The organism is Vibrio alfacsensis, assembly GCF_019670485.1.
GTDB classification, from domain to species: domain Bacteria; phylum Pseudomonadota; class Gammaproteobacteria; order Enterobacterales; family Vibrionaceae; genus Vibrio; species Vibrio alfacsensis.
Map to the genome: position 1 here is coordinate 365353 of NZ_AP024166.1, position 23764 is coordinate 389116.

21 protein-coding genes are annotated in these 23764 nt (G+C 44.2%); 13 read left to right on the top strand and 8 right to left on the bottom strand.

Going from position 1 to position 23764, the window contains the following annotated elements:
- The first annotated feature begins 252 nt into the window (after window positions 1-252).
- Entirely contained in the window at window positions 253-885 is a 633-nt protein-coding gene (locus VA249_RS16265; RefSeq protein WP_221071627.1) for a LysE family translocator, read from the top strand.
- Between the two features lie 79 nt (window positions 886-964).
- Here the strand turns inward: VA249_RS16265 and VA249_RS16270 are convergent, their stop codons facing one another.
- Window positions 965-2659, bottom strand: coding sequence for a phospho-sugar mutase (locus VA249_RS16270; RefSeq protein ID WP_221071629.1), 1695 nt, complete (start codon window positions 2657-2659; stop codon window positions 965-967).
- A 327-nt stretch (window positions 2660-2986) separates the two neighbouring features.
- On the opposite strand from VA249_RS16270, the gene coxB reads away from it, so the two are divergent.
- Genes coxB through VA249_RS16290 form a run of 4 tightly spaced genes read left to right on the top strand, consistent with a single transcriptional unit; the run spans window position 2987 to window position 7325 of the window.
- Window positions 2987-4150 carry a cytochrome c oxidase subunit II gene (gene coxB, locus VA249_RS16275; RefSeq protein ID WP_221071631.1) on the top strand — a complete coding sequence of 388 codons (1164 nt, stop codon included), beginning with the start codon at window positions 2987-2989 and terminating at the stop codon, window positions 4148-4150.
- On the top strand, window positions 4147-5787 hold the full coding sequence (gene ctaD, locus VA249_RS16280) for a cytochrome c oxidase subunit I (RefSeq protein WP_221071633.1): 1641 nt from the start codon (window positions 4147-4149) through the stop codon (window positions 5785-5787). Before coxB ends, ctaD begins: the two co-directional genes overlap by 4 nt.
- A gap of 21 nt (window positions 5788-5808) precedes the next feature.
- The gene (locus tag VA249_RS16285; RefSeq protein ID WP_221071635.1) at window positions 5809-6429 is read left to right on the top strand and encodes a cytochrome c oxidase assembly protein; all 621 of its coding nucleotides are present in this window, start codon (window positions 5809-5811) and stop codon (window positions 6427-6429) included.
- A gap of 11 nt (window positions 6430-6440) precedes the next feature.
- Window positions 6441-7325: a cytochrome c oxidase subunit 3 gene (locus tag VA249_RS16290; protein ID WP_221071637.1), complete on the top strand. Its 885-nt coding sequence runs from the start codon at window positions 6441-6443 to the stop codon at window positions 7323-7325.
- Window positions 7326-7337: 12 nt separating this feature from the next.
- Here VA249_RS16290 and VA249_RS16295 read toward each other — a convergent pair whose 3' ends face one another.
- The gene (locus VA249_RS16295) at window positions 7338-7574 is read right to left on the bottom strand and encodes a DUF2909 family protein (protein ID WP_221071640.1); all 237 of its coding nucleotides are present in this window, start codon (window positions 7572-7574) and stop codon (window positions 7338-7340) included.
- Between VA249_RS16295 and VA249_RS16300 the strand changes: the two genes are divergently transcribed.
- Genes VA249_RS16300 through cyoE form a run of 4 tightly spaced genes read left to right on the top strand, consistent with a single transcriptional unit; the run spans window position 7573 to window position 10805 of the window.
- A complete protein-coding gene (locus tag VA249_RS16300) occupies window positions 7573-8340 on the top strand; it encodes an SURF1 family protein (protein WP_221072198.1) in 768 nt (255 codons plus the stop codon). The two genes, VA249_RS16295 and VA249_RS16300, sit on opposite strands and share 2 nt — an antisense overlap.
- A complete protein-coding gene (locus VA249_RS16305) occupies window positions 8337-8873 on the top strand; it encodes a cytochrome oxidase biogenesis cluster protein (protein ID WP_221071641.1) in 537 nt (178 codons plus the stop codon). Before VA249_RS16300 ends, VA249_RS16305 begins: the two co-directional genes overlap by 4 nt.
- Window positions 8874-8881: 8 nt before the next feature.
- A complete protein-coding gene (locus VA249_RS16310; protein WP_221071644.1) occupies window positions 8882-9901 on the top strand; it encodes a COX15/CtaA family protein in 1020 nt (339 codons plus the stop codon).
- Complete coding sequence (cyoE, locus tag VA249_RS16315; RefSeq protein WP_221071646.1) at window positions 9894-10805, top strand: heme o synthase; 912 nt, start codon at window positions 9894-9896, stop codon at window positions 10803-10805. The genes VA249_RS16310 and cyoE overlap by 8 nt, the downstream gene beginning before the upstream one ends.
- Window positions 10806-11279: 474 nt before the next feature.
- On the opposite strand, the gene VA249_RS16320 is transcribed toward cyoE, so the two are convergent.
- A complete protein-coding gene (locus tag VA249_RS16320; RefSeq protein ID WP_221071648.1) occupies window positions 11280-12257 on the bottom strand; it encodes an OmpA family protein in 978 nt (325 codons plus the stop codon).
- 462 nt (window positions 12258-12719) lie between these two features.
- Between VA249_RS16320 and aroG the strand changes: the two genes are divergently transcribed.
- Together aroG and VA249_RS16330 are read left to right on the top strand one after the other, a co-directional pair.
- Window positions 12720-13772, top strand: coding sequence for a 3-deoxy-7-phosphoheptulonate synthase AroG (gene aroG, locus VA249_RS16325; RefSeq protein WP_221071649.1), 1053 nt, complete (start codon window positions 12720-12722; stop codon window positions 13770-13772).
- Window positions 13773-14186: 414 nt separating this feature from the next.
- Entirely contained in the window at window positions 14187-15749 is a 1563-nt protein-coding gene (locus tag VA249_RS16330; protein WP_221071652.1) for a methyl-accepting chemotaxis protein, read from the top strand.
- A 118-nt stretch (window positions 15750-15867) separates the two neighbouring features.
- Here VA249_RS16330 and tkt read toward each other — a convergent pair whose 3' ends face one another.
- Window positions 15868-17859: a transketolase gene (gene tkt, locus VA249_RS16335; protein ID WP_221071653.1), complete on the bottom strand. Its 1992-nt coding sequence runs from the start codon at window positions 17857-17859 to the stop codon at window positions 15868-15870.
- Between the two features lie 80 nt (window positions 17860-17939).
- Window positions 17940-18890 (bottom strand): transaldolase, encoded by a 951-nt coding sequence (gene tal, locus VA249_RS16340; protein WP_221071655.1) that lies wholly within the window; start codon window positions 18888-18890, stop codon window positions 17940-17942.
- Between the two features lie 465 nt (window positions 18891-19355).
- Here tal and VA249_RS16345 point away from each other — a divergent pair, with 465 nt between their 5' ends.
- Window positions 19356-20357, top strand: a complete 1002-nt coding sequence (locus tag VA249_RS16345) for a sugar-binding transcriptional regulator (RefSeq protein WP_221071657.1) — start codon at window positions 19356-19358, stop codon at window positions 20355-20357.
- 129 nt (window positions 20358-20486) lie between these two features.
- Entirely contained in the window at window positions 20487-21782 is a 1296-nt protein-coding gene (locus VA249_RS16350; protein WP_221071660.1) for a glycoside hydrolase family 18 protein, read from the top strand.
- Window positions 21783-21868: 86 nt separating this feature from the next.
- Here the strand turns inward: VA249_RS16350 and VA249_RS16355 are convergent, their stop codons facing one another.
- The 3 genes from VA249_RS16355 to VA249_RS16365 all read right to left on the bottom strand — a co-directional run bounded on the left by VA249_RS16355 (window position 21869) and on the right by VA249_RS16365 (window position 23759).
- Window positions 21869-22699 (bottom strand): sulfurtransferase, encoded by an 831-nt coding sequence (locus VA249_RS16355; RefSeq protein WP_221071662.1) that lies wholly within the window; start codon window positions 22697-22699, stop codon window positions 21869-21871.
- Between the two features lie 204 nt (window positions 22700-22903).
- Window positions 22904-23215: a hypothetical protein gene (locus VA249_RS16360; protein ID WP_221071664.1), complete on the bottom strand. Its 312-nt coding sequence runs from the start codon at window positions 23213-23215 to the stop codon at window positions 22904-22906.
- Between the two features lie 106 nt (window positions 23216-23321).
- On the bottom strand, window positions 23322-23759 hold the full coding sequence (locus VA249_RS16365) for a hypothetical protein (protein ID WP_221071665.1): 438 nt from the start codon (window positions 23757-23759) through the stop codon (window positions 23322-23324).
- Window positions 23760-23764 lie beyond the last annotated feature (5 nt).

Below are 23764 nucleotides of genomic sequence, written 5' to 3' on the forward strand. Positions count from 1 at the left end.
GTGATTGATGTTCCTTTCGTGTTTAATATCGAAATTGAATGAGTTTTGTATCGTTATCAGTTTATCAGTTTTTTGTATAACCGATTGATTCTTTGTTTTTATCAAAGCAGCATTGTATGGGAAATAATGCGCTAAGACTGTAGCGCTTGCTATTTCCGATATAAAGCGGAGTAAGTTAAGACGATTGGTCTGGTTGTGATGTCTTTATTGGTATAAAATCCGCCGCCTGTTTTAGAAACTACATACCATTTTATGATCGATTTCGCTGTACTTCCTGTTTACTTGACCGCTGTTATTGCCCTTCTTTTATTACCTGGACCAGACATGTTGCTGATTGCTAGCTCTAGTATGAGTTACGGCAAGAAAGTCGGTTTGTTTGCGAGTTTGGGCAACGCAACATCCGGCGTGATCTTAACGTTATTGGCAGCAATGGGCGTATCGACTTTAATTGCGATGAGTCCAATTGCGCTAAAAGTGCTTCATCTGTTGGGGGGCGCGTACTTACTAAAAATGGGCTGGGACTGTCTACGAGCAGACGTTTCTTCCGCCCCAGAGCTGGATCAGAAAAACAAAATGGCTTCAACGTATTACCAACGTGCTTTGATGAGCAATCTTCTGAACCCAAAAGCGTTGGTATTCTTCGTGATGTTCCTGCCGCAATTTGTATCGAGCAATATCACTGCTTCGTCGGGCGAGCAGATGCTAGCGCTGGGGCTATTGTTGAATGTGCTTGGTTTATTGTTTAACTTGCTTCTGGTCGGACTTGCTGGAACCCTAGGTAAGGGCCTGTTAGAGAATGATAAATTTCGCATGTATCAAGGAAAACTGATGGGCTTGGTGTTTGTTATCCTTGCAGTATGGATGCTCAGTAGTTTTGTGATGTAACAACCATAGACTCTTTGACAAAAGCCAGCACTTGCTGGCTTTTGTTGTTTTAAAGTCGATAATTTTAATCTAATCCAGATTACAAGCTTTGTTGATGTGCTTCAATCAGTGCATTCATTTTCGCTTCCGCTGCTTGGTTAGCTTGCGCGTAATTCATTTCTGCAGGGAAGTCGCTAATCACTTCGTAGTAACATTTAAGCTTAGGCTCAGTGCCAGAAGGACGAACAATCACACGTGACTTATCTTCTAGGTGGTAAATTAAAACGTCGCTGGCTGGCAGATTAATAACTTCCGTTGAGCCATCGGACATCAAACGCTGTGAGCTCTTTAGATCCTCAATGACTTCAATATGTTTACCGGCGATCGTTTTCGGTGGATTTGCGCGAAGCTTGTCACCAATAGGTGGCGATTTAGGATCAAGCGCAATGCTACGTTGTGCGTTGAAGTAGAAACCATGCTGACGGTATAACTCTTCTAGTTTATCCCAGAGTGTTTTACCTTGGGCTTTCAGCTTACCTGTCAATTGAGAGAAAGCGACCAGTGCTGACAAGCCATCTTTATCCCAAACCTTGTTGCCTACGGTGTAACCAAGAGCTTCCTCGTAAGCAAACAAGAACGGATTCGCTTCTGTCTCTTGTGTCATTGCTACGTTGGTTAGCCATTTAAAGCCAGTTAATGTTTGGTAGTATTCTGCGCCATGTGCTTTAGCAATGCTGCTCAATAGGCGAGAAGACACAATGGTATTACCAACAAGCGCGTTTGGTTGAGCTTGCAGTAAGTAATCACCAAACAATGAACCCACTTGGTCGCCCGTCAGCATTTGGTATTCACCATCTAGGCGTTTGACTGCTACAGCAAAGCGGTCTGCATCTGGATCGTTCGCGCATGCGATGTCGGCATTTACTGATTTACCTAGTGCCATCACCATGTCCATTGCACCTGCTTCTTCAGGGTTCGGGAAGTTTACGGTAGGGAACATGCCGTCTGGTTCGTGCTGCTCGGGAACACTTGCTACTTTCTTGAATCCGGCATCAGCCAGTAACGTTTCTGCCATCTCTGCACCGACACCGTGCATTGCCGTGTAAACAATCGAGATATCTGTGTTGCCGTCCGGCGTTAGCAGGGTATTGTCGTTCATTGTCTTGCGGTACGTTTGGTAGTACTCGTCTTCAAGCCAAACTAACAACCCTTTTTGTTTGGCATCGTCTAGTGACACAAGAGAAAGCGGCTTGGTTGTCGCTTCATCGATTTTCGCAGCAATACCAGAATCGTGCGGAGGAATAATCTGCGCGCCATTTTCCCAGTACACTTTAAAGCCGTTGTACTCCGGTGGGTTATGACTTGCGGTAACAACGACAGCGGCTGCAGCATTTAACTCACGAACACCAAAAGCAACAATGGGTGTTGCCGCTACTTTATAGGTGAGATAAACCTTGATGCCCAAAGCAGTCAGGACAGAAGCTGTATCGTGTGCGAACTGTTTAGAGTCTGGGCGACCATCGTAACCAATAACAACGCCGCGAGACGATGCGTCTTTCACTTGTTCAATGAGGTAGTGACCGAGACCCGTTGCCGTTTCTTGAATCACCAAACGGTTCATACGATTTGGACCTGTGCCGACTTTGCCTCGTAGACCTGCTGTACCAAAAGCTAGGCGGGCACTAAATCGATCAGAAAGTTCTTGTTTGTTATTTGTATCGATTAGGTGCTGAAGCTCTTCACGGGTTTTAGGATCAGGGTCTCGTGCTAGCCATTGAGTAATTTGTGCTGTCATATCCATTTTCCTTAGTAGGTTTCACCCATTTGTTTAGACACTTCTTCGTCAAAAGTATCTCAATATTTTATGCCAATAATCTAAATGGTTCTCAATTACATTTCAAAGAGGGCAATCGATAAACCGAATTTATTATTACCTCGGTACAAAATTTAATCGCATTTAATTTCTTGAAGAACGATTGAACTATAACTAGCCTTTTAACATAAATATAACAAAGTGTATTGAAATAGTAGTTTTTGTGATTTTTCGTAAATTTGTTCGATATTTGCAATTTAAAGCAAGGAAGCTGGCATAGGTCCAGCGGCTGAGCAGAGGAGAGATCTTTTGAAAAGATTAGCAACTACTCTGGCTACTATCGCGAATGTGATGTTTATCACATTTTCATCGCGAACTTGGGCTGAGCAGAATGACTATAACATGACTAAAGGTGTGACTGGGATCAGTGAGCAAGTGTATGAACTTCATATGTTGATCTTCTATATTTGCTGTGCGATTGCCTTTGTCGTGTTTGGTGTCATGTTTTACTCCATCTTTCGTCATCGTAAATCGAAAGGCGCAGTTGCCGCCAACTTTCATGAAAGTACCAAAGTAGAGATTATCTGGACCATTATTCCCGTCATCATTCTTATCGCAATGGCGATTCCAGCAACCAAAACTTTGGTGGCGATGGAAGACACCAGCCAATCTGACCTTACTATTAAGATAACGGGTTCTCAATGGAAGTGGCATTACAGCTATTTTGGTGAGGACGTTGAGTTCTTTAGCCTACTTGCGACCAGCCAGAATGAAATTGATGGTATTGAGACAAAAGGGGCGCATTACTTACTCGAAGTGGATAACCCGCTCGTTTTGCCAATTAATCGTAAAGTTCGTTTTCTCATGACCTCTGATGATGTGATTCATTCTTGGTGGGTACCTGATTTCGCTGTTAAGAAAGATACGATACCGGGATTTATTAACGAAGCTTGGACCAAGATTGATGAACCAGGTGTCTATCGTGGCCAGTGTGCAGAGCTTTGTGGTCGAGCGCATGGGTTTATGCCAGTTGTCGTTCATGCGATGGCAGAAGACGATTTCGACCAGTGGATGGCAGACAAGAAACAAGAAATTGCATTACAAAAAGCGGCTGCGAAAGAAGCATTGACGCTAGACCTGTCGATGGAAGATTTGATGGGACAAGGCGAGTCGATTTACACCGCGCGTTGTGCCGTATGTCATCAAGCGAATGGTGAGGGCATTCCGGGCGCATTCCCGGCGATCAAAGGCAGTGAGATCGCCAAAGGTCCAGTTGTTGCGCACATTGACGTATTGGTGAATGGTCGCGCAGGCACAGCGATGCAAGCTTTTGCTAACCAACTTAGCGACCAAGAGATTGCTGCTGTCATTACCTATCAACGTAATGCTTGGGGAAATGATACTGGCGATACCGTTCAAGCATCCGATGTTAACGCCTTTAAGGCACAAGAAAGTGCCAAGGAGGAAATATGAGTAAGCCAATTGAAAAAGCGGTGAAGTCTGGTCCGGCAGAAGCGCAAACTACCGCAAATACGACCATTGCGATTGAAGATGATCACGACCATCACCACGCACCGAAAGGGCTAGCACGTTGGCTGTATTCCACTAGCCATAAAGACATCGGTACACTTTATTTGTGGTTTAGCTTTGCCATGTTCCTTACTGGCGGTGCGATGGCGATGATCATCCGTGCTGAGTTATTCCAACCGGGTTTGCAATTGGTTGATCCTCAGTTCTTTAACCAAATGACAACCGTGCATGGGCTTGTAATGGTATTTGGTGCGGTCATGCCTGCTTTTACTGGTCTAGCCAACTGGATGATCCCAATGATGATTGGGGCACCGGACATGGCGTTGCCACGAATGAACAACTTGAGCTTCTGGATCTTACCTTTTGCTTTTCTCATTTTGATCGGCTCTTTGTTCTTACCGGGTGGTGGTCCTGATTTTGGGTGGACTTTCTACGCGCCGCTTTCTACAACCTACGGCCCTGATAGTACGGCGTTGTTTGTTTTCTCAGTTCATATCATGGGTATCAGTTCCATCATGGGTGCAATCAACGTCATCGTGACCATTGTGAATATGCGAGCACCGGGCATGACATGGTTCAAGTTGCCAATGTTTGTCTGGACTTGGTTAATCACTGCGTTCTTGCTGATCGCGGTGATGCCCGTATTAGCCGGAGCGGTGACCATGGTGTTGACCGACAAATATTTCGGTACCAGCTTCTTTGATGCTGCTGGTGGCGGTGACCCAGTGATGTTTCAACATATCTTCTGGTTCTTCGGTCACCCAGAGGTGTACATCATGATCCTCCCGTCATTCGGTATTGTCTCGGCAATTATTCCGGCTTTCAGTGGCAAGAAACTGTTCGGCTACCATTCGATGGTTTACGCGACCTGTAGTATCGCATTGCTTTCATTTTTAGTGTGGGCACACCATATGTTTACGACGGGGATGCCGGTATTCGCCGAACTCTTCTTTATGTACTGCACCATGTTAATTGCGGTGCCAACTGGGGTGAAAGTGTTTAACTGGGTGGCGACCATGTGGCGTGGAGCTATGACGTTCGAGACACCAATGCTGTTTGCTATCGCCTTTATTGTCCTATTCACGATAGGTGGCTTCTCCGGCTTGATGTTGGCGATTGTGCCAGCAGACTTCCAGTACCACGATACTTACTTTGTCGTCGCGCACTTCCACTATGTATTGGTATCTGGTGCGGTATTCTCAATTATGGCGGCTGCTTATTATTGGTTACCAAAATGGACGGGGAATATGTATGACCACAAGCTGAGTTTGTGGCATTTTTGGTGTTCGATCATCTCGGTTAACGTACTGTTCTTCCCGATGCATTTCTTAGGGTTAGCAGGGATGCCAAGGCGTATTCCTGACTATGCGATTCAGTTTGCTGATATCAACCAAATCGTATCGATCGGTGGTTTTGCTTTTGGTTTGTCTCAACTGATCTTCTTGTGGCTTGTTATTAAGTGTATCCGTGGCGGTGAAAAAGCGCCGGCGAAGCCGTGGGAGCGAGCTGAGGGGCTAGAGTGGACAGTGCCAAGCCCTGCGCCACATCATACGTTCACGACACCGCCAAAAGTCGATTAAGAAAAGGGTGAGGTGAGTGATATGCAAAGTAAATCATCCAATAAGAAACTCACGCTTAAGTTGCTGTTAGCGACAGCACTGATGTTCGGTTTTGGCTTTGCGCTTGTGCCCCTTTACGACATCATGTGCGATGCACTGGGCATTAACGGTAAAACCAGTGATGTGGCTGCGATCCAACCTGCAGGAATGCAGGCTGATGTATCACGAACGATTCGTGTGGAATTTATGGCACACGTAAGTCCAGACATGCCTTGGGAATTCAAACCAAAAGTCGTTTTTATGGATGTTCACCCTGGCGAAGTGATTCAAACTGAATATCTTGCTTTTAATCAAAGTGGTGAAGACTTGATAGGGCAAGCTGTACCATCTGTGTCGCCGGGTACGGGGGCGGCGTACTTCAACAAAATTGAGTGTTTTTGCTTTAACCAACAACCATTAGAGGGTAAGCAACAAGCGAGTATGCCCTTGATCTTCTATATTGAACCAGATGTACCTGATTCCATTCATACGTTGACCTTGTCTTACACACTCTACAAATTTCCGCCTCAATCAGGCGAGTCGTCGGTTGTTAGCCTCTCAAGGAGTGAGACACAGAACACAGAGCCGCAGGCCAAAGCACGCCTGGAAAAAGCGCGTCTATAAGGAGAGAACTCATGAGTAACAAACCTGACACTTATTATGTTCCTGCCCAAAGTAGTTGGCCAATCGTAGGCGCATTTGCGTTATTTCTCGTGGCCGTTGGCGCTGGAATGACGGTACAAGGAACCCAAAGTGAAAGCGAGGTAGGGACTGTTGGGGGCATTATTTTAGCTGTTGGTATGTTGTTTCTACTCTATATGTTAGCTGGTTGGTTTAGCAATGTGATTACCGAGTCGCTAACGGGAAAATACAGCGCTCAAATTACTCGTTCGTTTAAACAAGGGATGAGTTGGTTCATCTTTTCTGAAGTGATGTTTTTTGGCGCGTTTTTTGGCGCGCTGTTCTACGCAAGAATGTTATCAGTGCCGTGGTTAGGTGGTGCGGATAACAACCTAATGACGCATGAGGTGTTATGGCCAAGTTTTGAAGCCATTTGGCCGCTTACTACTACTCCTGGCGGTGATACAACTCAAGCGATGCCTTGGCAAGGAATCCCACTAACAAATACGATTTTGTTGCTATTATCATCGATAACGTTACACATGGCGCATGTTAGCTTAGAGCAAGATAAACGAACGGCACTAATTGTCTGGTTAGAAATTACCATCGTCTTGGCTGGCTTCTTTCTTTACTACCAAGCGGTAGAGTACTCCCATGCATATCAAGATATGGGACTTACATTGCAGTCCGGTATCTATGGAAATACGTTCTTTATGCTCACTGGATTCCATGGTTTGCATGTGTGCTTAGGAACGATTTTTTTAATTGTGTTGCTGTTTAGAATCGCCAAAGACCATTTCTCTCCGAAGAATCATTTCGCATTTCAAGCGGGCAGTTGGTATTGGCATTTTGTCGACGTGGTGTGGTTGTGCTTGTTTGTGTTTGTTTATGTGCTGTGACTTCCGCAAACACTAATAAGGCCGAGGGTTAGGGGCAATCCAACCGCTAGCGAGTGCGATGAGTAGGAGTAAAACCACTAGGGCAGAAAACATCACTCTGCGACCCAAGTAGTGGCTCATTGGCTTTCCTTTTCTTTTCGAGTGTTCTGGATCTTCTTTGACCATTTCGATAAGTGCTTTTGCGAGGTTGAATATGATGAAAAGCAGCAAAAGAACAAGTGTCAACTTGAATAGAAATACGGTGGACATGGTACCTCCGATGTCATCGTTATTATTTTCGAAATGGCTTTGGTTAGCCGTCGGTTTAACTGTGGCTGTGTTTTCTCTTTTGGTCAAACTGGGCCTGTGGCAATTAGAGCGGGGCAATGAAAAACAGAAATTGGAACAGGCTATGTTGGCAAGAGAGGATGCGCCTTATCAGTCAATATCAGCCGTGTTAGAGCAAAATGATTGGCGAGAAGAAAGTGTGAATGGAGTCAAGGTCAAAACGGAAGTCGTACCTGAACCCATTGCTGTTCTTTTGCTAGACAATCAAACATATAAAGGAAAGGTTGGTTACTTGGCTTTTCAAGTGGTTTCTTTGCTTCAAGAGCCGACGACACTGACCTTGCTTGAATTGGGGTTTGTTGAGGGGAAGAGTAATCGTTCAGAACTTCCAACTATTGAAACGCTAAAAATACCGCAAACCATCACCGGGCGTTTGTATCGTAAATCGACCAACCCTCTAAGTACCGATCTCATGGCGGAGATGGGTAATCCAATTCGTATTCAAAACCTTAATGTGAACCAATTGAGTCAGCTATTAAATATAGAGCTGATGCCAACCGTTTTACAGCCTGATAATTTGAAAGCTTGGCCATATTCATTTCCTTGGAATCCACTGCCTTTGACCAGTGAAAAGCACTTTGGCTATGCGGTGCAATGGTTTGCTATGGCGAGCGTTTTTCTATTGATTACACTCTTAATTTTTGTTCGATGGATACGAAGTGAACAATCACATGGAGGTGATTTATGACGTCTTCAGTAACGAAAGGCCGGTTAGTTTTGATTGCATTGATCGGTTTATTTGCCTTTCCTGCGATCGTCGCAAAACTTGTTCTTAGCCAAGGTTGGTATGAAACGGGTGTAACAAATAGAGGCGAATTGATAGAGCCTTACATCACGTTAAAGCAACTTGGTCAGCCATCTCCGCTGAATCAGCGAGGTTGGCAACTTGCGTATGTGCTGCCATCAGCTTGTGAAACACAGTGTCAGCAGCAACTTCACCTTATGCAACAAAGTCACGTCGCATTGGGTAAATACCAAGAGCGCGTTGTTCCGGTTATATGGACATCACAAGAGACAGGCACTATTGAAGCTCCGATGACGGTGATGCAAATGAATCGTTCGCTCTCCACAAAAGTGAAAGCCGGACAGTTGTTGATTGTTGATCCGTTAGGGCAGTTGGTTATGTCTTACACCCCCGATGCTAACGAGGATTTGGTGAAGCTGAGTAAAGATGTGTTAGCCGATTTACGTAAGTTACTTAAGTTATCACGCGTGGGCTAGGGGGGAATATGTCGTTAACTCGTTTAGTTCAATTTAGTCTGTGCCTTACGCTAGTCGTAATAATGTTGGGTGCTTACACTCGACTGGCAGATGCGGGATTAGGATGTCCAGATTGGCCGGGCTGTTATGGTCAGTTACTCGTACCTCAAACAGAAGCGGAGATATCTAAAGCGAATACTTTGTTCCCAGAGCGGGCCGTTGAGCAAGACAAAGCGTGGCTAGAGATGATACACCGTTATTTTGCGGGCTCACTAGGCATTGTTATCTTAATAATGGCGATTTCGGCTACCAAATCTGAGCGAGTAGACGCGACGATACCTATTCTGCTTTGCTTACTTGTTATTGGGCAAGCGGCTCTTGGGATGTGGACAGTGACATTAAAGCTAATGCCGGTCATCGTTATGTTGCATTTACTCGGCGGTTTTACGCTGTTGGTTCTGCAGGCGGTCTTTTACTGTCAATTGAAATCTCAAAATAGCCTTTATTTCTCACCCTCTACTAAGTCAGTTCGGCTGTTTTCTTTAATCACATTCTGTGTGGTGTTAGCACAAGTATTACTTGGCGGCTGGACATCTTCAAATTATGCAGCGTTGATGTGTACCGCTTTACCCATCTGTGAAGGGGATTGGACAAGCTACTTGTCTTGGAAAGCGGCCTTTTCATTTTGGCAATCTGGTTTCGATAATTATGAGTTTGGCGTGTTGGATTACCCGGCTCGAATGACAATTCATGTCACTCACCGCATTGGTGCCATGATTACGGCGACCATTGTTCTGGTCTACTGCGTTCTTTTACTCAAGCAAGACTCACATTATTCGCAACGACTCGGAATATGGATTGGCTTAGCGTTGATTTGTCAGATTTTTCTGGGAGTTAGCAACGTTGTTTTTCATTTGCCAATTTATGTTGCTGTGGCGCATAACTTAGGCGCAGCTATTATGCTCACCCTCATTTGCGTAAGTCAGTTTTATCTGTGGCAGGGTAGAACTCGTTGGCGTCATCAAGCGAAAGGAGTTCGCTATGAATAAAGAAATTGCACTACCGTTAGAAAACCGAAAGAAAATTGGCGCCATTTATTTAAAACTGACTAAGCCTAAAGTAGTGGCGCTAATGCTGATTACCGCGATCGTCGGGATGAGCTTAGCACCTGTCGACGCATTCCCTTGGGGGAAAGCCATAATCGGTCTAGTTGGGATTGGTTTGATGGCTGGATCTGCTGCCGCGTTTAACCACCTGATTGATAGAAGAATTGACGCACGAATGGCTCGTACTCATAAACGCCCATTGCCTTCAGGTGACACAAATCCAAAGTCTGTTGCTTGGTTTGCTACCGCTTTAGGAGCAATAGGCTTTGTTCTTCTTTATTGGTGGGTCAATGCGATAACGGCTTGGTTAACATTTTTTAGTCTGCTCGGCTACGCTGTGGTTTACACAATGTACCTTAAGCGTGCGACACCACAAAATATTGTTATCGCTGGCATTGCAGGAGCGATGCCTCCTCTCTTAGGGTGGACCGCTGTGACGGGAGAATTGCATGCCAACGCATGGCTGCTGGTAATGATAATCTTCATTTGGACTCCGCCCCATTTTTGGGCATTGGCTATTCACCGAGTGGATGACTATAGAAAAGTGGATATACCCATGTTGCCTGTCACTCATGGTATTGAGTACACAAAGACTTCGATTCTTCTTTATACGATTTTGTTAACGATCGTCTGTATGTTACCCGTGTTAGTGGGTATGGTTGGTTCCATTTACTTGTTTTCTTCTCTGTTGTTGAATGCCGGTTTCATGTATCACGCTTGGAAGCTCAAATTTTCTCCCGAACCGAACAGCGCAATGGAAACGTTCAAGTTCTCAATTTATCAATTGCTTGTGTTGTTCGTCGCGCTATTGGTCGACCACCATGTAGGTGTTTTTCTAACGAATTAAGGGTAATTCAAATAGCGAACTGATTATTCTTGCTTACTCAAAATGCCGTCCGCTGATCTTTTATAGTTAAAACTATATCAGATCAGTGGACGGTATTTTATTTAGCTATGGAATACAGGTATGGAACATATAGCAGAGGAGAGAATAAGCCTAAGTGTGCTTCAGGAACAATTTGCCTAATGATTTGTCGCTCACGGAAAGAGTAGGATGATTGCAAGAGTGACGGTGGTTAAGAGTCACCGCTTAACTATAGCTATCCGAGATCTTGCAGATAAGCAAAAAAGATAACTTTAGCCGTGCTTATCAATCAGAATTTAGAAACCCAATCAAAATTTGAAAACGAGGTCGTCGAGAATGATAACAAGCGAGTATGGGCAGTTCTTTGCCACGATTGTTATCAAGTAGAAGTCGAAAGGACAATAAAAAGGGATGCCATCGCATCCCTTTAATATGAGGTTATAAGATAACAATATCTTATGGCTGCACTAGTTCTTCGTATTGGAACTCAGGAACAACAACTTCTACACGGCGGTTCTTCTCGCGACCTTCGTGTGTGCTGTTGTCAGCAATTGGATTTTCTTCACCCATGCCTTTAACTGTGAAGCGATTCGCATCGATACCAGCTGCGATTAGGTAATCAGCAACAGATTGAGCACGACGCTCAGACAGTTTTTGGTTGTATGCTGCAGGACCAGAGCTATCTGTGTAACCCGTCACTTCAACTTGAGCTTGTGGATATTCATTCAAGAAGTTAACGAAGTTATCTAGACGACCAGAAACAGATTCAGTCAACTTAGCACTGTCGAACTCGAAAGTACCTGTACCGTACTCTTCTTTATGAGTTTTGGTCATCATAACTGGTTCTTCAACCACTTCTTCTGTTACTACTGCTGCTACAACAGGTGCTGCCGCGAACTTGTAGTTAAAGCCAATACCGAAGAAGTTAGCATCCATATCTTTCCAGATATCATCAGACATATCTTGGTAGCGTTGGTATTCTGCACGTACGCTCCAGTTACGATCGATCTCGTATTCCGCACCGATAGAGCCAGTAGGTACAATGTCTTTCTCGTCACCAGAAATCATGTATGCACCACCGATTTTCGCGAATAGATTCCACGTATCATTTAGGTGCCAGTTGAATTTAGGTGCAAGAGTAATAGCGGTCAGGTCGCCGTCAATAGTCTTAGCCGCGTTACCTGATTTAAAGTTACCTTCGTAACTACCTAGCCAATCAACACCATATTCTAATCCAATAATATCGGTGAAGTCGTAACCGACGTGTAGGCCAGCACCAAACGCATCATCATCACAAGGGCTATTTAGATAACAAGCGTCATCTAGCGTAGTCATACCAACTTTGCCCCCGATGTACCATTCTGCCGAAGCAGTGTTCATAAATGCGCTACCACCAGCTACCACCGCTGCTATTGCAATTGCCACTTTTTTCATAATGTTTCCTTGTACTGATTGCATATTAACTTCTACTTTTATTTTACAAATGGAGTAAAACTAAGTAGTTATAAGAAATTAGTTTAATAGTCATTTAATTTAACATCAAGCAACAATATCGTAGATTTTGCTACACTTTTAGTCACACTCTCCCCTACAAACTTCTGATATTTCTTACATTGTAGACAACATTTTAAGATTTATAAGAAAATACATGATTATTTTGAACTTTTTATCGTAAAGTTTGCTTTACGACGTATTTTATTTTAAACGTTGTGCTTAAGTTTGCATTTTTTCATGAAAAGTGATTGCAACTCTTGGAGTAACTCGATAACTTGTTTAAATCGACTCAAAAATACAAGTCCAGAGACCTTTTTAAAGCATGTTGATGTGATATTTATTGCACAAAGCCAGGTTGGGTAAAAATACTGGACCAAGGATAGTAACTAGGAAGTAGAAGTAATGTTTCAAACTGATGATGTAAGAATTAATAAAGTAAAAGAATTATTGCCGCCCGTTGCCGTTTTAGAAAAGTTTCCTGCAACAGAGACTGCTTCTTCTACCACTTTTGAATGCAGAAATGCGATACACAACATTTTAGAAGACAAGGATGACCGTTTGCTTGTGATCGTCGGGCCGTGTTCGATTCATGATCCTGAAGCTGCGGTTGAGTACGGTAAGAAACTGAAAGTGCTGCGTGACGAATTATCGGATCAACTAGAAATAGTGATGCGCGTCTACTTTGAAAAGCCACGTACAACTGTAGGGTGGAAAGGGCTGATTAATGACCCATATCTTAATGACACGTTTAAGTTAAATGATGGTCTTAGGATTGGCAGAAAGCTCTTGCTTGATCTAACGGATTTGGGTTTACCAACGGCAAGTGAATTCCTTGATATGATCACGCCTCAATACGTCGCAGATTTGATTAGCTGGGGTGCAATTGGCGCGCGTACGACCGAGTCTCAAGTTCACCGTGAACTCGCTTCAGGTCTCTCTTGTCCGGTAGGATTTAAAAACGGAACCGATGGCAACATTAAAATAGCGAGTGATGCAATTCGTTCGGCAAGTGCCTCTCACCACTTCTTGTCAGTGACGAAATATGGCCATTCAGCAATTGTAGAAACAGCGGGTAACCCAGATTGTCATATCATTCTCCGTGGCGGTAAGGAACCAAACTACAGTGCTGCTCACGTTGCTCAAATCAAAGATGAGTTGGATGCAGCAGGTCTACCGAAGAAGGTGATGATTGACTTTAGTCATGCGAACAGTTCAAAACAGTTTAAGCGTCAAATGCTAGTTTCTGATGATGTGTCTGAACAGATTGCTGCAGGCGAAAGTGCGATTTTTGGTGTAATGATTGAATCTCACCTTGTGGAGGGGCGCCAAGACTTAGTGGATGGTAAAGTTGCAAACTACGGTCAATCAATTACCGATGCTTGTATCGGTTGGGATGACACTGAAACGGTTCTTCGTCAACTATCCGAAGCAATTAAAGCTCGTCGCGCAAGATAGCTATTAAAGCAAGTTGGCTATTAAGCTTAGATACTCAAGAAACATAGATACTCAAGAAACTTGGATACTCAAGCGTCTCGTTCTTAATTGCGCTGACAGTTTTTCACTAAGCCAACACTTTGTTGGCTTTTTTATTGTCTGTACCTTACGGTGCACGTTGAGTCTTATAGAGAGAAAGAAGATAGATTGCTGACTTTTTAAGTACGCTTAGCTGTTTTTTACTTAGGGTTTAGTTTCGTGTAGAGCTTATTGTTTATGGTAAGTTGGAAAGATCTAGCACTAGCGCTGAGTAATATTAAATGAATAGTGCTTAAATTGTTACATTAATTGTCATATTTGTTTGTTGATTTGTAATTGCGCAGCTAATTGTGCATATAATGTCATGATAACTAATAACAAATAGAAGTCATTTCAATGTCAGCGAAAATTTCAAATCTAGCTCAAGAAGTGCTGGTCGGTGAAAAAGATCAGCTTGTGACAACGACAAATCTCAATGGGGTCATTACTTATTGTAATGAAACATTTTGTCGTATTGCAGAATACTCCTCACAAGAATTGATGGGACAGAACCATAATATCGTGCGTCATAGTGACATGCCAAAAGAGGCATTTGTTGATATGTGGTCAAAGTTAAAGCAAGGTAAAGCGTGGCGCGGGTTGGTTAAAAACAGAACTAAATCCGGTGGGTATTATTGGGTCGATGCTTATGTTACTCCGATATATGATGATAGTAAGATAATCGGCTATCAATCAGTGAGAGTGAAGCCAAAGCGTGAATGGGTGGATATTGCTACGGTTACATATCAGAGTTTGAAAAAACAAGAGCATTCAGGGAAGAAATGGTCTTTTAACTCAAACAATACTCTGCGATATATTGCTCTTGTGGTCGCCGTCCTGTCTCCGGTTATTTCCATAGCATTATCACTAGGCGGGCCACTGGCGTGGGTGGCAAGCGTGCTGCCAGCCAGTATATTAGCATTGTTGTTTCGTCAAGAGCTGGTAACAACCCCCCGAGAGTTCCAAAAACTACAACAAAATTATGATAGCGTAAGTCGTGTCATTTACTCAGGAAGCAAGCGCTTTTCAATTGCAGACTTTCATATAAAAATGCTGTCTGCTCGAATTCGAACGGTTTTAGGTCGAATGACGGATTCTGTCATACCATTGCAAGTTTGTGCCGATGAGCTGAGCAGCACTACGGCTGAAGTATCCTCAGCGTTGACTCAACAGAATAAGGATATACATCAGGTTAGAGACGCTGCAGAGTCGATGGAATCTTCAGCGAATGAAGTGTCGGCAAGTACAGATGATGCTCATCAATTGATTGACGAAACAATGAAATCCTGTCTGGTAGCGAAAAAGACGATGGATCAGACGCACAGTAATCTCGCACAATTGAGTGAGCAAGCTGAAAAAGCGCAAGTGACCACTTATCAATTGAGTGACCAAGCCCAGCAAGTTGGTCAGCTAATGGAAGAAATTGATGGTATCGCGGCACAAACTAATTTATTAGCATTGAATGCAGCGATAGAAGCGGCGAGAGCGGGTGAACAAGGCCGTGGGTTTGCTGTAGTTGCTGATGAAGTCCGGGCATTGTCTGGCCGAACTTCTAGCGTTACCGAACAGATCCAGACTTCTATTGATGCGATGCTAACAGCCATACAAATGTGGCAGAAAGACATCATCGCAAATAAAAAACAAACGGACACGTGTTCACAAGTTGCAGAACAAAGTGCGCAGCGTTTGTTTGAGGTTGAGAATATGATGCAAGCTATGAGTGATCTTATGGTGAATGTCGCTGATTCAGCCCGCAAGCAGCGCCAACTCTCCGGTGATGTGAGTCAATATATCCATTCAATTGCTTCTACTGCCGAAGAGAACCTTGCGGCAACGCATTCTGTCGAGCAAAGCAGTGAATTACTTAAGCAGCAAGTGCGAAACTTTCATCGACTAGCGAATCAGTTTGAAGAGAAGTGATTCAGATTAGTATTGGGAATCCCTGTTAAAAACGACAGATAAAACAAAGCCCCGCCGATGAGAGCGGGGCTTTTCAGTTTTCTAATTCGCAATAGAGAAAACTGATAATACTAAGCGATTAAGCGAGCAGCTCTTTGGCTGTGTTCACTACGTTTTCTAAAGTGAAACCAAACATTTCGAACAGTTGCTCAGCTGGTGCAGATTCACCGAATGTTGTCATACCGATGATACGACCGTCGAAACCAACGTACTTGTACCAGAAGTCTGCAATGCCAGCTTCTACCGCGATACGTGCTGTTACGTCTGATGGCAGTACTGATTCACGGTAAGCGGCGTCTTGCTTGTCAAATGCATCTGTTGATGGCATTGAAACAACGCGTACTTTCTTACCTTCAGCGGTTAGTTGCTCAGCCGCTTTCACTGCTAGCTCAACTTCAGAACCCGTTGCGATTAGAATTAGCTCAGGCTTGCCGTCGCTGTCTTTTAAGATGTAGCCACCTTTTGCGATGTCTGCAACTTGCGCTGCAGTACGCTCTTGTTGTGCTAGGTTTTGACGAGAGAAGATAAGTGCCGATGGGCCATCTTTACGTTCAATCGCAAGCTTCCATGAAACTGCAGACTCAACTTGGTCACATGGGCGCCATGTGCTCATGTTTGGAGTCAAACGTAGAGAAGCGATTTGCTCAACGGGTTGGTGAGTTGGACCATCTTCGCCAAGACCGATAGAGTCGTGCGTGTAAACTTGGATGTTCTGAATTTTCATCAGAGCAGCCATACGCATCGCGTTACGTGCGTATTCCATGAACATTAGGAATGTTGCGCCGTAAGGAACAAAACCGCCGTGTAGTGCGATACCGTTCATGATCGCTGTCATACCGAATTCACGTACACCGTAGTGGATGTAGTTACCAGAGAAGTCGCTTGTTTCTAGAGACTTAGAACCAGACCACATAGTTAGGTTAGAAGGCGCTAGGTCAGCAGAGCCGCCCATGAATTCTGGAAGCATTTGACCAAACGCTTCTAGTGCGTTTTGAGATGCTTTACGTGATGCGATGTTCGCTGGGTTTGCTTGAAGATCAGCAATGATTTGGTTTGCTTTCGCTTCCCATTCCGCTGGTAGGTCACCGTTTACGCGGCGTTTGAATTCAGCTGCCAGCTCAGGGTACGCTGCTTCATAAGCTGCAAATTTCTCGTCCCACGTAGCTTCCTTAGCTGCGCCTGTCTCGATCGCTGACCATTCTGCGTAGATTTCCTGCGGAATTTCAAAAGGACCGTGCTCCCAACCTAGTTGTTTACGTGTCGCTGCAATTTCTTCAGCACCTAGTGGCGCACCGTGACAGTCGTGTGAGCCTGATTTATTTGGAGAACCAAAACCGATGATAGTTTTAGTACAGATAAGCGTAGGACGAGGGTCTGCTTTTGCAGCGATGATTGCTGCGTTGATCGCTTCAGAATCGTGACCGTCTACCGCTGGAATTACATGCCAGCCGTATGCTTCAAAACGCTTAGGCGTGTCGTCAGAGAACCAACCTTCAACGTGACCGTCGATAGAGATGCCGTTGTCATCCCAGAATGCGATCAGTTTGCCTAGGCCTAGCGTACCCGCAAGAGAACATGCCTCATGCGAGATGCCTTCCATCAGACAGCCGTCACCCATGAACACGTAAGTGAAGTGGTCAACGATGTCGTGGCCTTCTTTGTTGAACTGAGCCGCTAGCGCTTTTTCAGCCATCGCCATACCAACGGCGTTAGTGATGCCTTGGCCCAGAGGACCCGTTGTTGTCTCGATACCAGGTGCGTAACCGTACTCTGGGTGACCAGGAGTCTTAGAGTGAAGCTGACGGAAGTTCTTAAGATCGTCAATCGACAGCTCGTAACCACTCAGGTGTAGTAAAGAGTAGATCAGCATAGAGCCGTGGCCGTTAGACAGTACGAAACGGTCGCGGTCAGCCCACTCAGGGTTTGCTGGGTTGTGGTTTAGGTGAGAGCGCCAAAGTACTTCAGCGATATCAGCCATACCCATAGGTGCGCCTGGGTGGCCAGAGTTTGCTTGTTGTACACCGTCCATGCTTAGTGCACGAATAGCATTAGCTAGATTTTTGCGGTCCATAATAACTACCAGTCTTTAAATATTGGAATTGGAAATTGAAAGGGGAACGCAAACGTTCCCCCTTTTTTAATTCTGAGCAATTAAAGCTTAGCTTCGATCATTGCTTCTAGTTTGCCTTGGTCAACAGCAAAGTTACGGATACCTTCAGCAACTTTCTCAACAGCCATTGCGTCCAGGTTGTGCTCCCATAGGAACTCTGCGTGAGTCATTGGAGCAGGGCGCTCTTTAGAGCCTTTAGAATCAACCAACTTCTCTACAACTTCGCCTTCTGCTGCTTCTAGCTCAGCAAGAAGAGCTGGAGCGATAGTTAGACGGTCACAGCCAGCAAGTTCTAGGATCTCGCCGATGTTACGGAAGCTCGCGCCCATAACCACTGTGTTGTAGCCATGCTCTTTGTAGTAGTTGTAGATGTCAGTTACAGAGATAACACCTGGATCTTCTTGAGCTTCGAAGTCGCGACCTTCTTTCGCTTTGTACCAGTCCATGATGCGACCGACGAATGGAGAAATTAGGAATACGCCAGCTTCAGCACAAGCACGAGCTTGAGCGAATGAGAATAGAAGCGTTAGGTTACAGTTGATGCCTTCTTTCTCAAGGATTTCAGCAGCGCGAATACCTTCCCAAGTTGAAGCCAGTTTGATTAGGATGCGATCGTTAGTGATGCCTGCATCGTTGTACATTTTCACTAGTTGACGTGCTTTCGCTACGCTGCCTTCCATGTCGTAAGATAGACGAGCGTCTACTTCTGTAGAGATACGACCTGGGATAGTTTTTAGGATTTCTTTACCGATGTTTACTGCAAGCATGTCACAAGTGTCTTGTACTTGTTGTGCTTTGTCGTTGCTTTGCGCTTTTGCGTATTCGATAGAAGCGTCGATCAGAGGTGCATACTCTTCAATTTGAGCCGCTTTTAGGATAAGAGATGGGTTCGTTGTCGCATCTTCAGGTTGGTACTTTTTGATTGCGTCAATTTCACCAGTGTCTGCTACTACCGTTGTTAGTTTACGAAGTTGCTCTAACTTGTTGCTCATAATCGATCATCCTATATAAATGGGCTTAAGTGTGGCTTTCAATACCACAACTTGTGCATTTGCAAGCGCGTCGGCCATTCGTCTCGTTTCAATAAACAAGACATCTGCTCAGCCAACTACGGAAAATTCTGGCTCCGAACATTTGTTATGAACATTTGATCGGTAGCTGAGTAAATGATGAGTTCATATTTATCCTATCCACCTTGAAAGTCAATCGCTGAAAGTTACTTATAGTGAACTTCATCAACGTTTTTTTATTGTCCGTTTAATGACTGACCGAAATAAACGTTTGCCCTTATTGCTCAAGGCTTAACCATAGCGCCAGCTAGGTAAAATACTGAATGAGAAAATGTCATTGCATCGAACAAATGTAATGGTTAAATTGATGTGTAACATATGCTAAGTCAATGAGCGGATGTGCATCGAAGCTTATAATGCCAATCCTCTGAAAGGGCGAGAAAACACATGAGCAGTTCTAATCAAGATATTTCCATTGAAAGCACCGATTTATTGACCGAGATTTCGGTCGCTTACTATCAAGACGGAGCGACACAGGAAGAGATATCGAAAAAATTCTCAATTTCACGGGCCAAAGTTGGCCGAATGCTTAAGCAAGCTCGGGATGAGGGCATCGTTGAAATTACCGTAAAATACCATCCCGTTTTTAGCGCAAAAATTGAACAGCGCCTTATTGAGCGGTTTGGTGTCAAACGTGCGCTGGTGGCGCTAGATCAACCCAATGAAGAAGCTCAACGCCTTCAAGTTTCTGGGTTGGTTTCTAATTATCTAACCAGTACGCTAAAAAACGGCATGGTCGTAACCGTTGGGCAAGGACGTAATGTCTCCTCTGTTGCTCACCATATCGGCGTTATTACGCCTCGTGATTGTAAGTTTGTATGCGGTATCGGGGGGATCCACCCTCGTGGTGGTATGTTTAATGCGGACCACATTTGCCGACAGTTTGCTAAGAAATATGGCGGCACGTCCGAAACCTTGTATGCGCCGGCCTATGCAGAAAACCGTGAACAAAAAGTTGCTTTTATGCAAAACGCCACGGTCAAACAAACGCTCGATTTGGCACGTAAAGCGGACGTTGCGCTCGTTGGTATTGGTGATATGAGTGAAAATAGCTATATGGTGGATTTAGGATGGTTTACGCCTGATGAAGTCGTGCAGTCTCGATTGATGCAGGGCGTCGTTGGAGACTTTGCTGGTTATGATTTCTTTGATATCCACGGCAACGTGGCAAACACAGTAATGAGCGATCGAGTGATTGGTTTAGGTATTGAGGAATTTCGTCCAATTGCCGAGGTTATCGCCATTGCAGCAGAAAATAGCAAGCCATTGGCATTGCTAGGCGCATTACGAACGGGGGCCATCGATGTAATCGCTACCAGTGTCAGCAATGCGTTGACTGTCCTCAACCTAGATGAACAAATGCATGGTAATAGCACATCAGAGGTTTAGCACAAATAATATGCAACCAATGCAACATGGCGATGATATTTTATAAATGACTCGCAGCTTGATTTCGTTTTCAAGTTAAAAATATTCCCTAGGAGTAGGTTTAATTCATAACCTACTCTGGAGGGAATCATGAAAAAGGCACTTCTGGCAACTGCATTATTTACGGGACTAACTGGTTTTGCTCAAGCCGAGCAAAAAGTGGTAGCAGGCTATTTTGCTGATTGGCAATACGCAAATGCTGATAACCCATACACCGTGAAAGATATCCCTGCGGATAATCTAACGCATATCATTTACGCATTTTTAAGTATGTGCGGGCCTCATACTGGCGCATCTGAAACCATACAAAAGTTGGTTGCAGAACAATGTAAAGACAAAGAACCGTATTCAGCGATTTTGGTTGATACGGAAGCGGCACTTGAAAAAGACTTTGGCGCTGTTTCTGTTGATGTTCCATATAAAGGGCACTTTGCTCAACTTGCCGAACTTAAAAAGCAGCATCCTGATTTAAAAATCTTACCCTCTTTTGGTGGTTGGACCATGTCTGAACCTTTCCACGCAATGGCTAAGAATCAGCAAGCGATGGAGCAGTTTTCAAAGACAGCAGTAGAGTTGATTGCAAAGTACGACTTCTTTGATGGTATTGATTTAGATTGGGAGTATCCAGGTGGTGGAGGTTTAACCACTTCGCCTTGGAACCCTGATACAAAACTAACTGACGAGCAAAAAGCCTTAGAGCGTGATGCGTTTACTTATCTAGTAAAAACCATGCGCGGTGATTTAGATGCGCTAGCGAAAAAGACCAAACGTGAGTATGAGCTCTCAACAGCCGTGGGTGTTGGTCCAAAAGCGGCGGGTATTGATTGGAAAGCCGCGCAACCTTACTTAACGAATATGTTTGCCATGACGTATGACTTCTTGGGGGGGTGGGGACAGCAAACAGGACACACGACGAATTTGCACGCGACAGAACGCAGTTGGTGGGGAATGGGCGCGGACGTTTTCATTAATCAGATGATTGAACTTGGTATTCCAAGTGAGAAGTTAGTGATCGGTGCGGCGTTTTATGGTCGAGGGTGGCAAGGTACTAAAGACTTTGCTGGCGGTTTACCCACACAAGATTTGGTTTCTGAGCAAGGCGCACAATTCGGAACGGGTGAAAACGGCTACTTTATGTTCTGGGATCTGATGAAGAACTACAGTGCGAAGCAAGGCTATGAATACAATTATGATGAGCAATCACAAGCTCCGTATTTGTGGAACCCTGAAAAGAAAGTGTTTATCTCGTTTGAAGATCAACGCTCTATCAAAGCGAAAGCGGATTGGGCAAAACAAGCAAACCTAGGTGGGATTTTCACTTGGGAGCTGTCTGGTGATCCGAAAGGGGAGCTAGTGGAAGTGATGTATAAAGAGATGCAGAAGTAGAATACAACTCTTATACCCAAGCATTTTGAGGTGACTTGGGTATCAAGTAAAGCCGTCGTCAAGCGCGACGGCTATATTTTTTATTACTAACACTCAATTGGCAAAGACGTATCAGCACCCCATTCGGTCCAAGAGCCGTCATACACGCTTAGGTTTTGATAACCACTTTCATAAGCTGCCAGTAATACAATGCAAGCAGTGACACCGGAACCACAACTGAAAATGGTGGTCTTTTCAGTATCAAGAGAAAGTGACGCGACAATAGACGTTAACGCTTCTGGTGATTTGATTTGGTTGTTTTCAATCAGATCTTGAAAAGGCAAACAAAGTGACGTTGGAATATGTCCACTCCGTAGCCCCTGTCTCGGTTCCGGTACTTGGCCAAGAAAACGAGCTTTGGAACGAGCATCAATAATGTTCGCACTTCGGTTGTTTACGTGGTCCAGTACAGATGCCGCGTTAAGAAATGCTGATTTAGACAATACACCAGAGAAGTCACCTAACGTACGCGGAGTGCTGATTTGTTCACACACATCAAAACCTGCGTCTATCCATGCAGGTAATCCACCGTTAAGTATCCTTACATTCTCATGGCCCATGGCTTTAAACATCCACCAAGCACGGGGTGCGGCCAATGTTCCTGAGTTGTCGTACACCACAATGAGGTCGTCGTTATTGAGCCCGAGTTGTTTAGCGCTCTCATTGAAACAGGTCTCTTTTGGCATCATGTGTGGGAGAGGTGAGTCGTGTAGACAAAAATCGTTGTCATAATCAAATCGCAGTGCGCCCGGGATCCATTTATCTTTTATTTTTTCACTTTCAGATGGGATCTGAAAAGTAATACTCGCATCGAGGATCTTAAGGTTAGGTTGTCCCATAAGTTCTTTGAGTTCATTTACATCGATTAATGCAGGCATTCTGACGTTTCCTTATTAGAGCGTGAGTCACTTAGATATACACCAAAGGCCACTGAGATATAGACAGTTATTTGCGAGTATATGGTTATTTTGGAAGATAGCTATTTAGAAAGATAGCGTTTGTAAACATATAGAGTTTTTGGAAACATCTGGTTGTTTGGAAACATATAGCTATCTATAAAATGGCTACTTACTATAAAAATGCTACTTGGGCTCATTGCAACTCACGAATGTAAGAGGGTGTTCCACTAATGTTTGGGAGGGTTGGGTAAAAATTGCGTTAGCGCCTTTAGGACAGTTTATCGAAGTGGGGACTAATACACGAATGATCCCTACTTCTTGTATATCGACCGTCAAGTAACGTCTTTGACCATCGAGAGACTGGGTTAGGGTGTTGTTGATGACGCGTGCTGATATCTGATGATCATTATGACTCTTTGGTATGAGTAAAAGACAGACAAACAGCACCAAAATGGCGGCAATAAAGACAGAAAGAAAGATCTTTGGTTTATCCATCTCAACGTTCCTATCAATCACAAATATGTTTGTTGTAACGTAAAAAATCGCATGTTCAAAAAAACGATGCGATTTTTGATCATTTCTTTGATGAAGCCGCTTCTCTCTACAATATCCACTCTTTTTCTTCAGGAGAAATGATGGCTTGCAATGGCTCTGTCCCGTCATAAAACCACACTTCAACAAGCAGGTCGCCTTGACTGTCTGAGAGTGTGTAATTGATGTAAGTTTTGCCATCTTTAAGTGCGGCAGAAGCGATTCTACTGGTGTAATTTGCGTTAAAACCACCAGAGCTATTTTGCTTATATTCCTTATACACACTCAAATGAGCTCGTTGTGAAGAGAAACTGCTGATATTCACGTTTAAGGTCCCTTGTACGATAGGGTCGTAGCTAAAACCATCAGGCACAACTAAGTCTTGCATTCTTTCTGGTTCCGGACTTTGAACGGTTGGTGTTGGCGCAGAGCTACTACCTCCACCACTGTCCCCACCTCCGCAAGCGGTTAGCGCTAATCCCATGATGATTGTGAATAGTCTTTTCATAATGA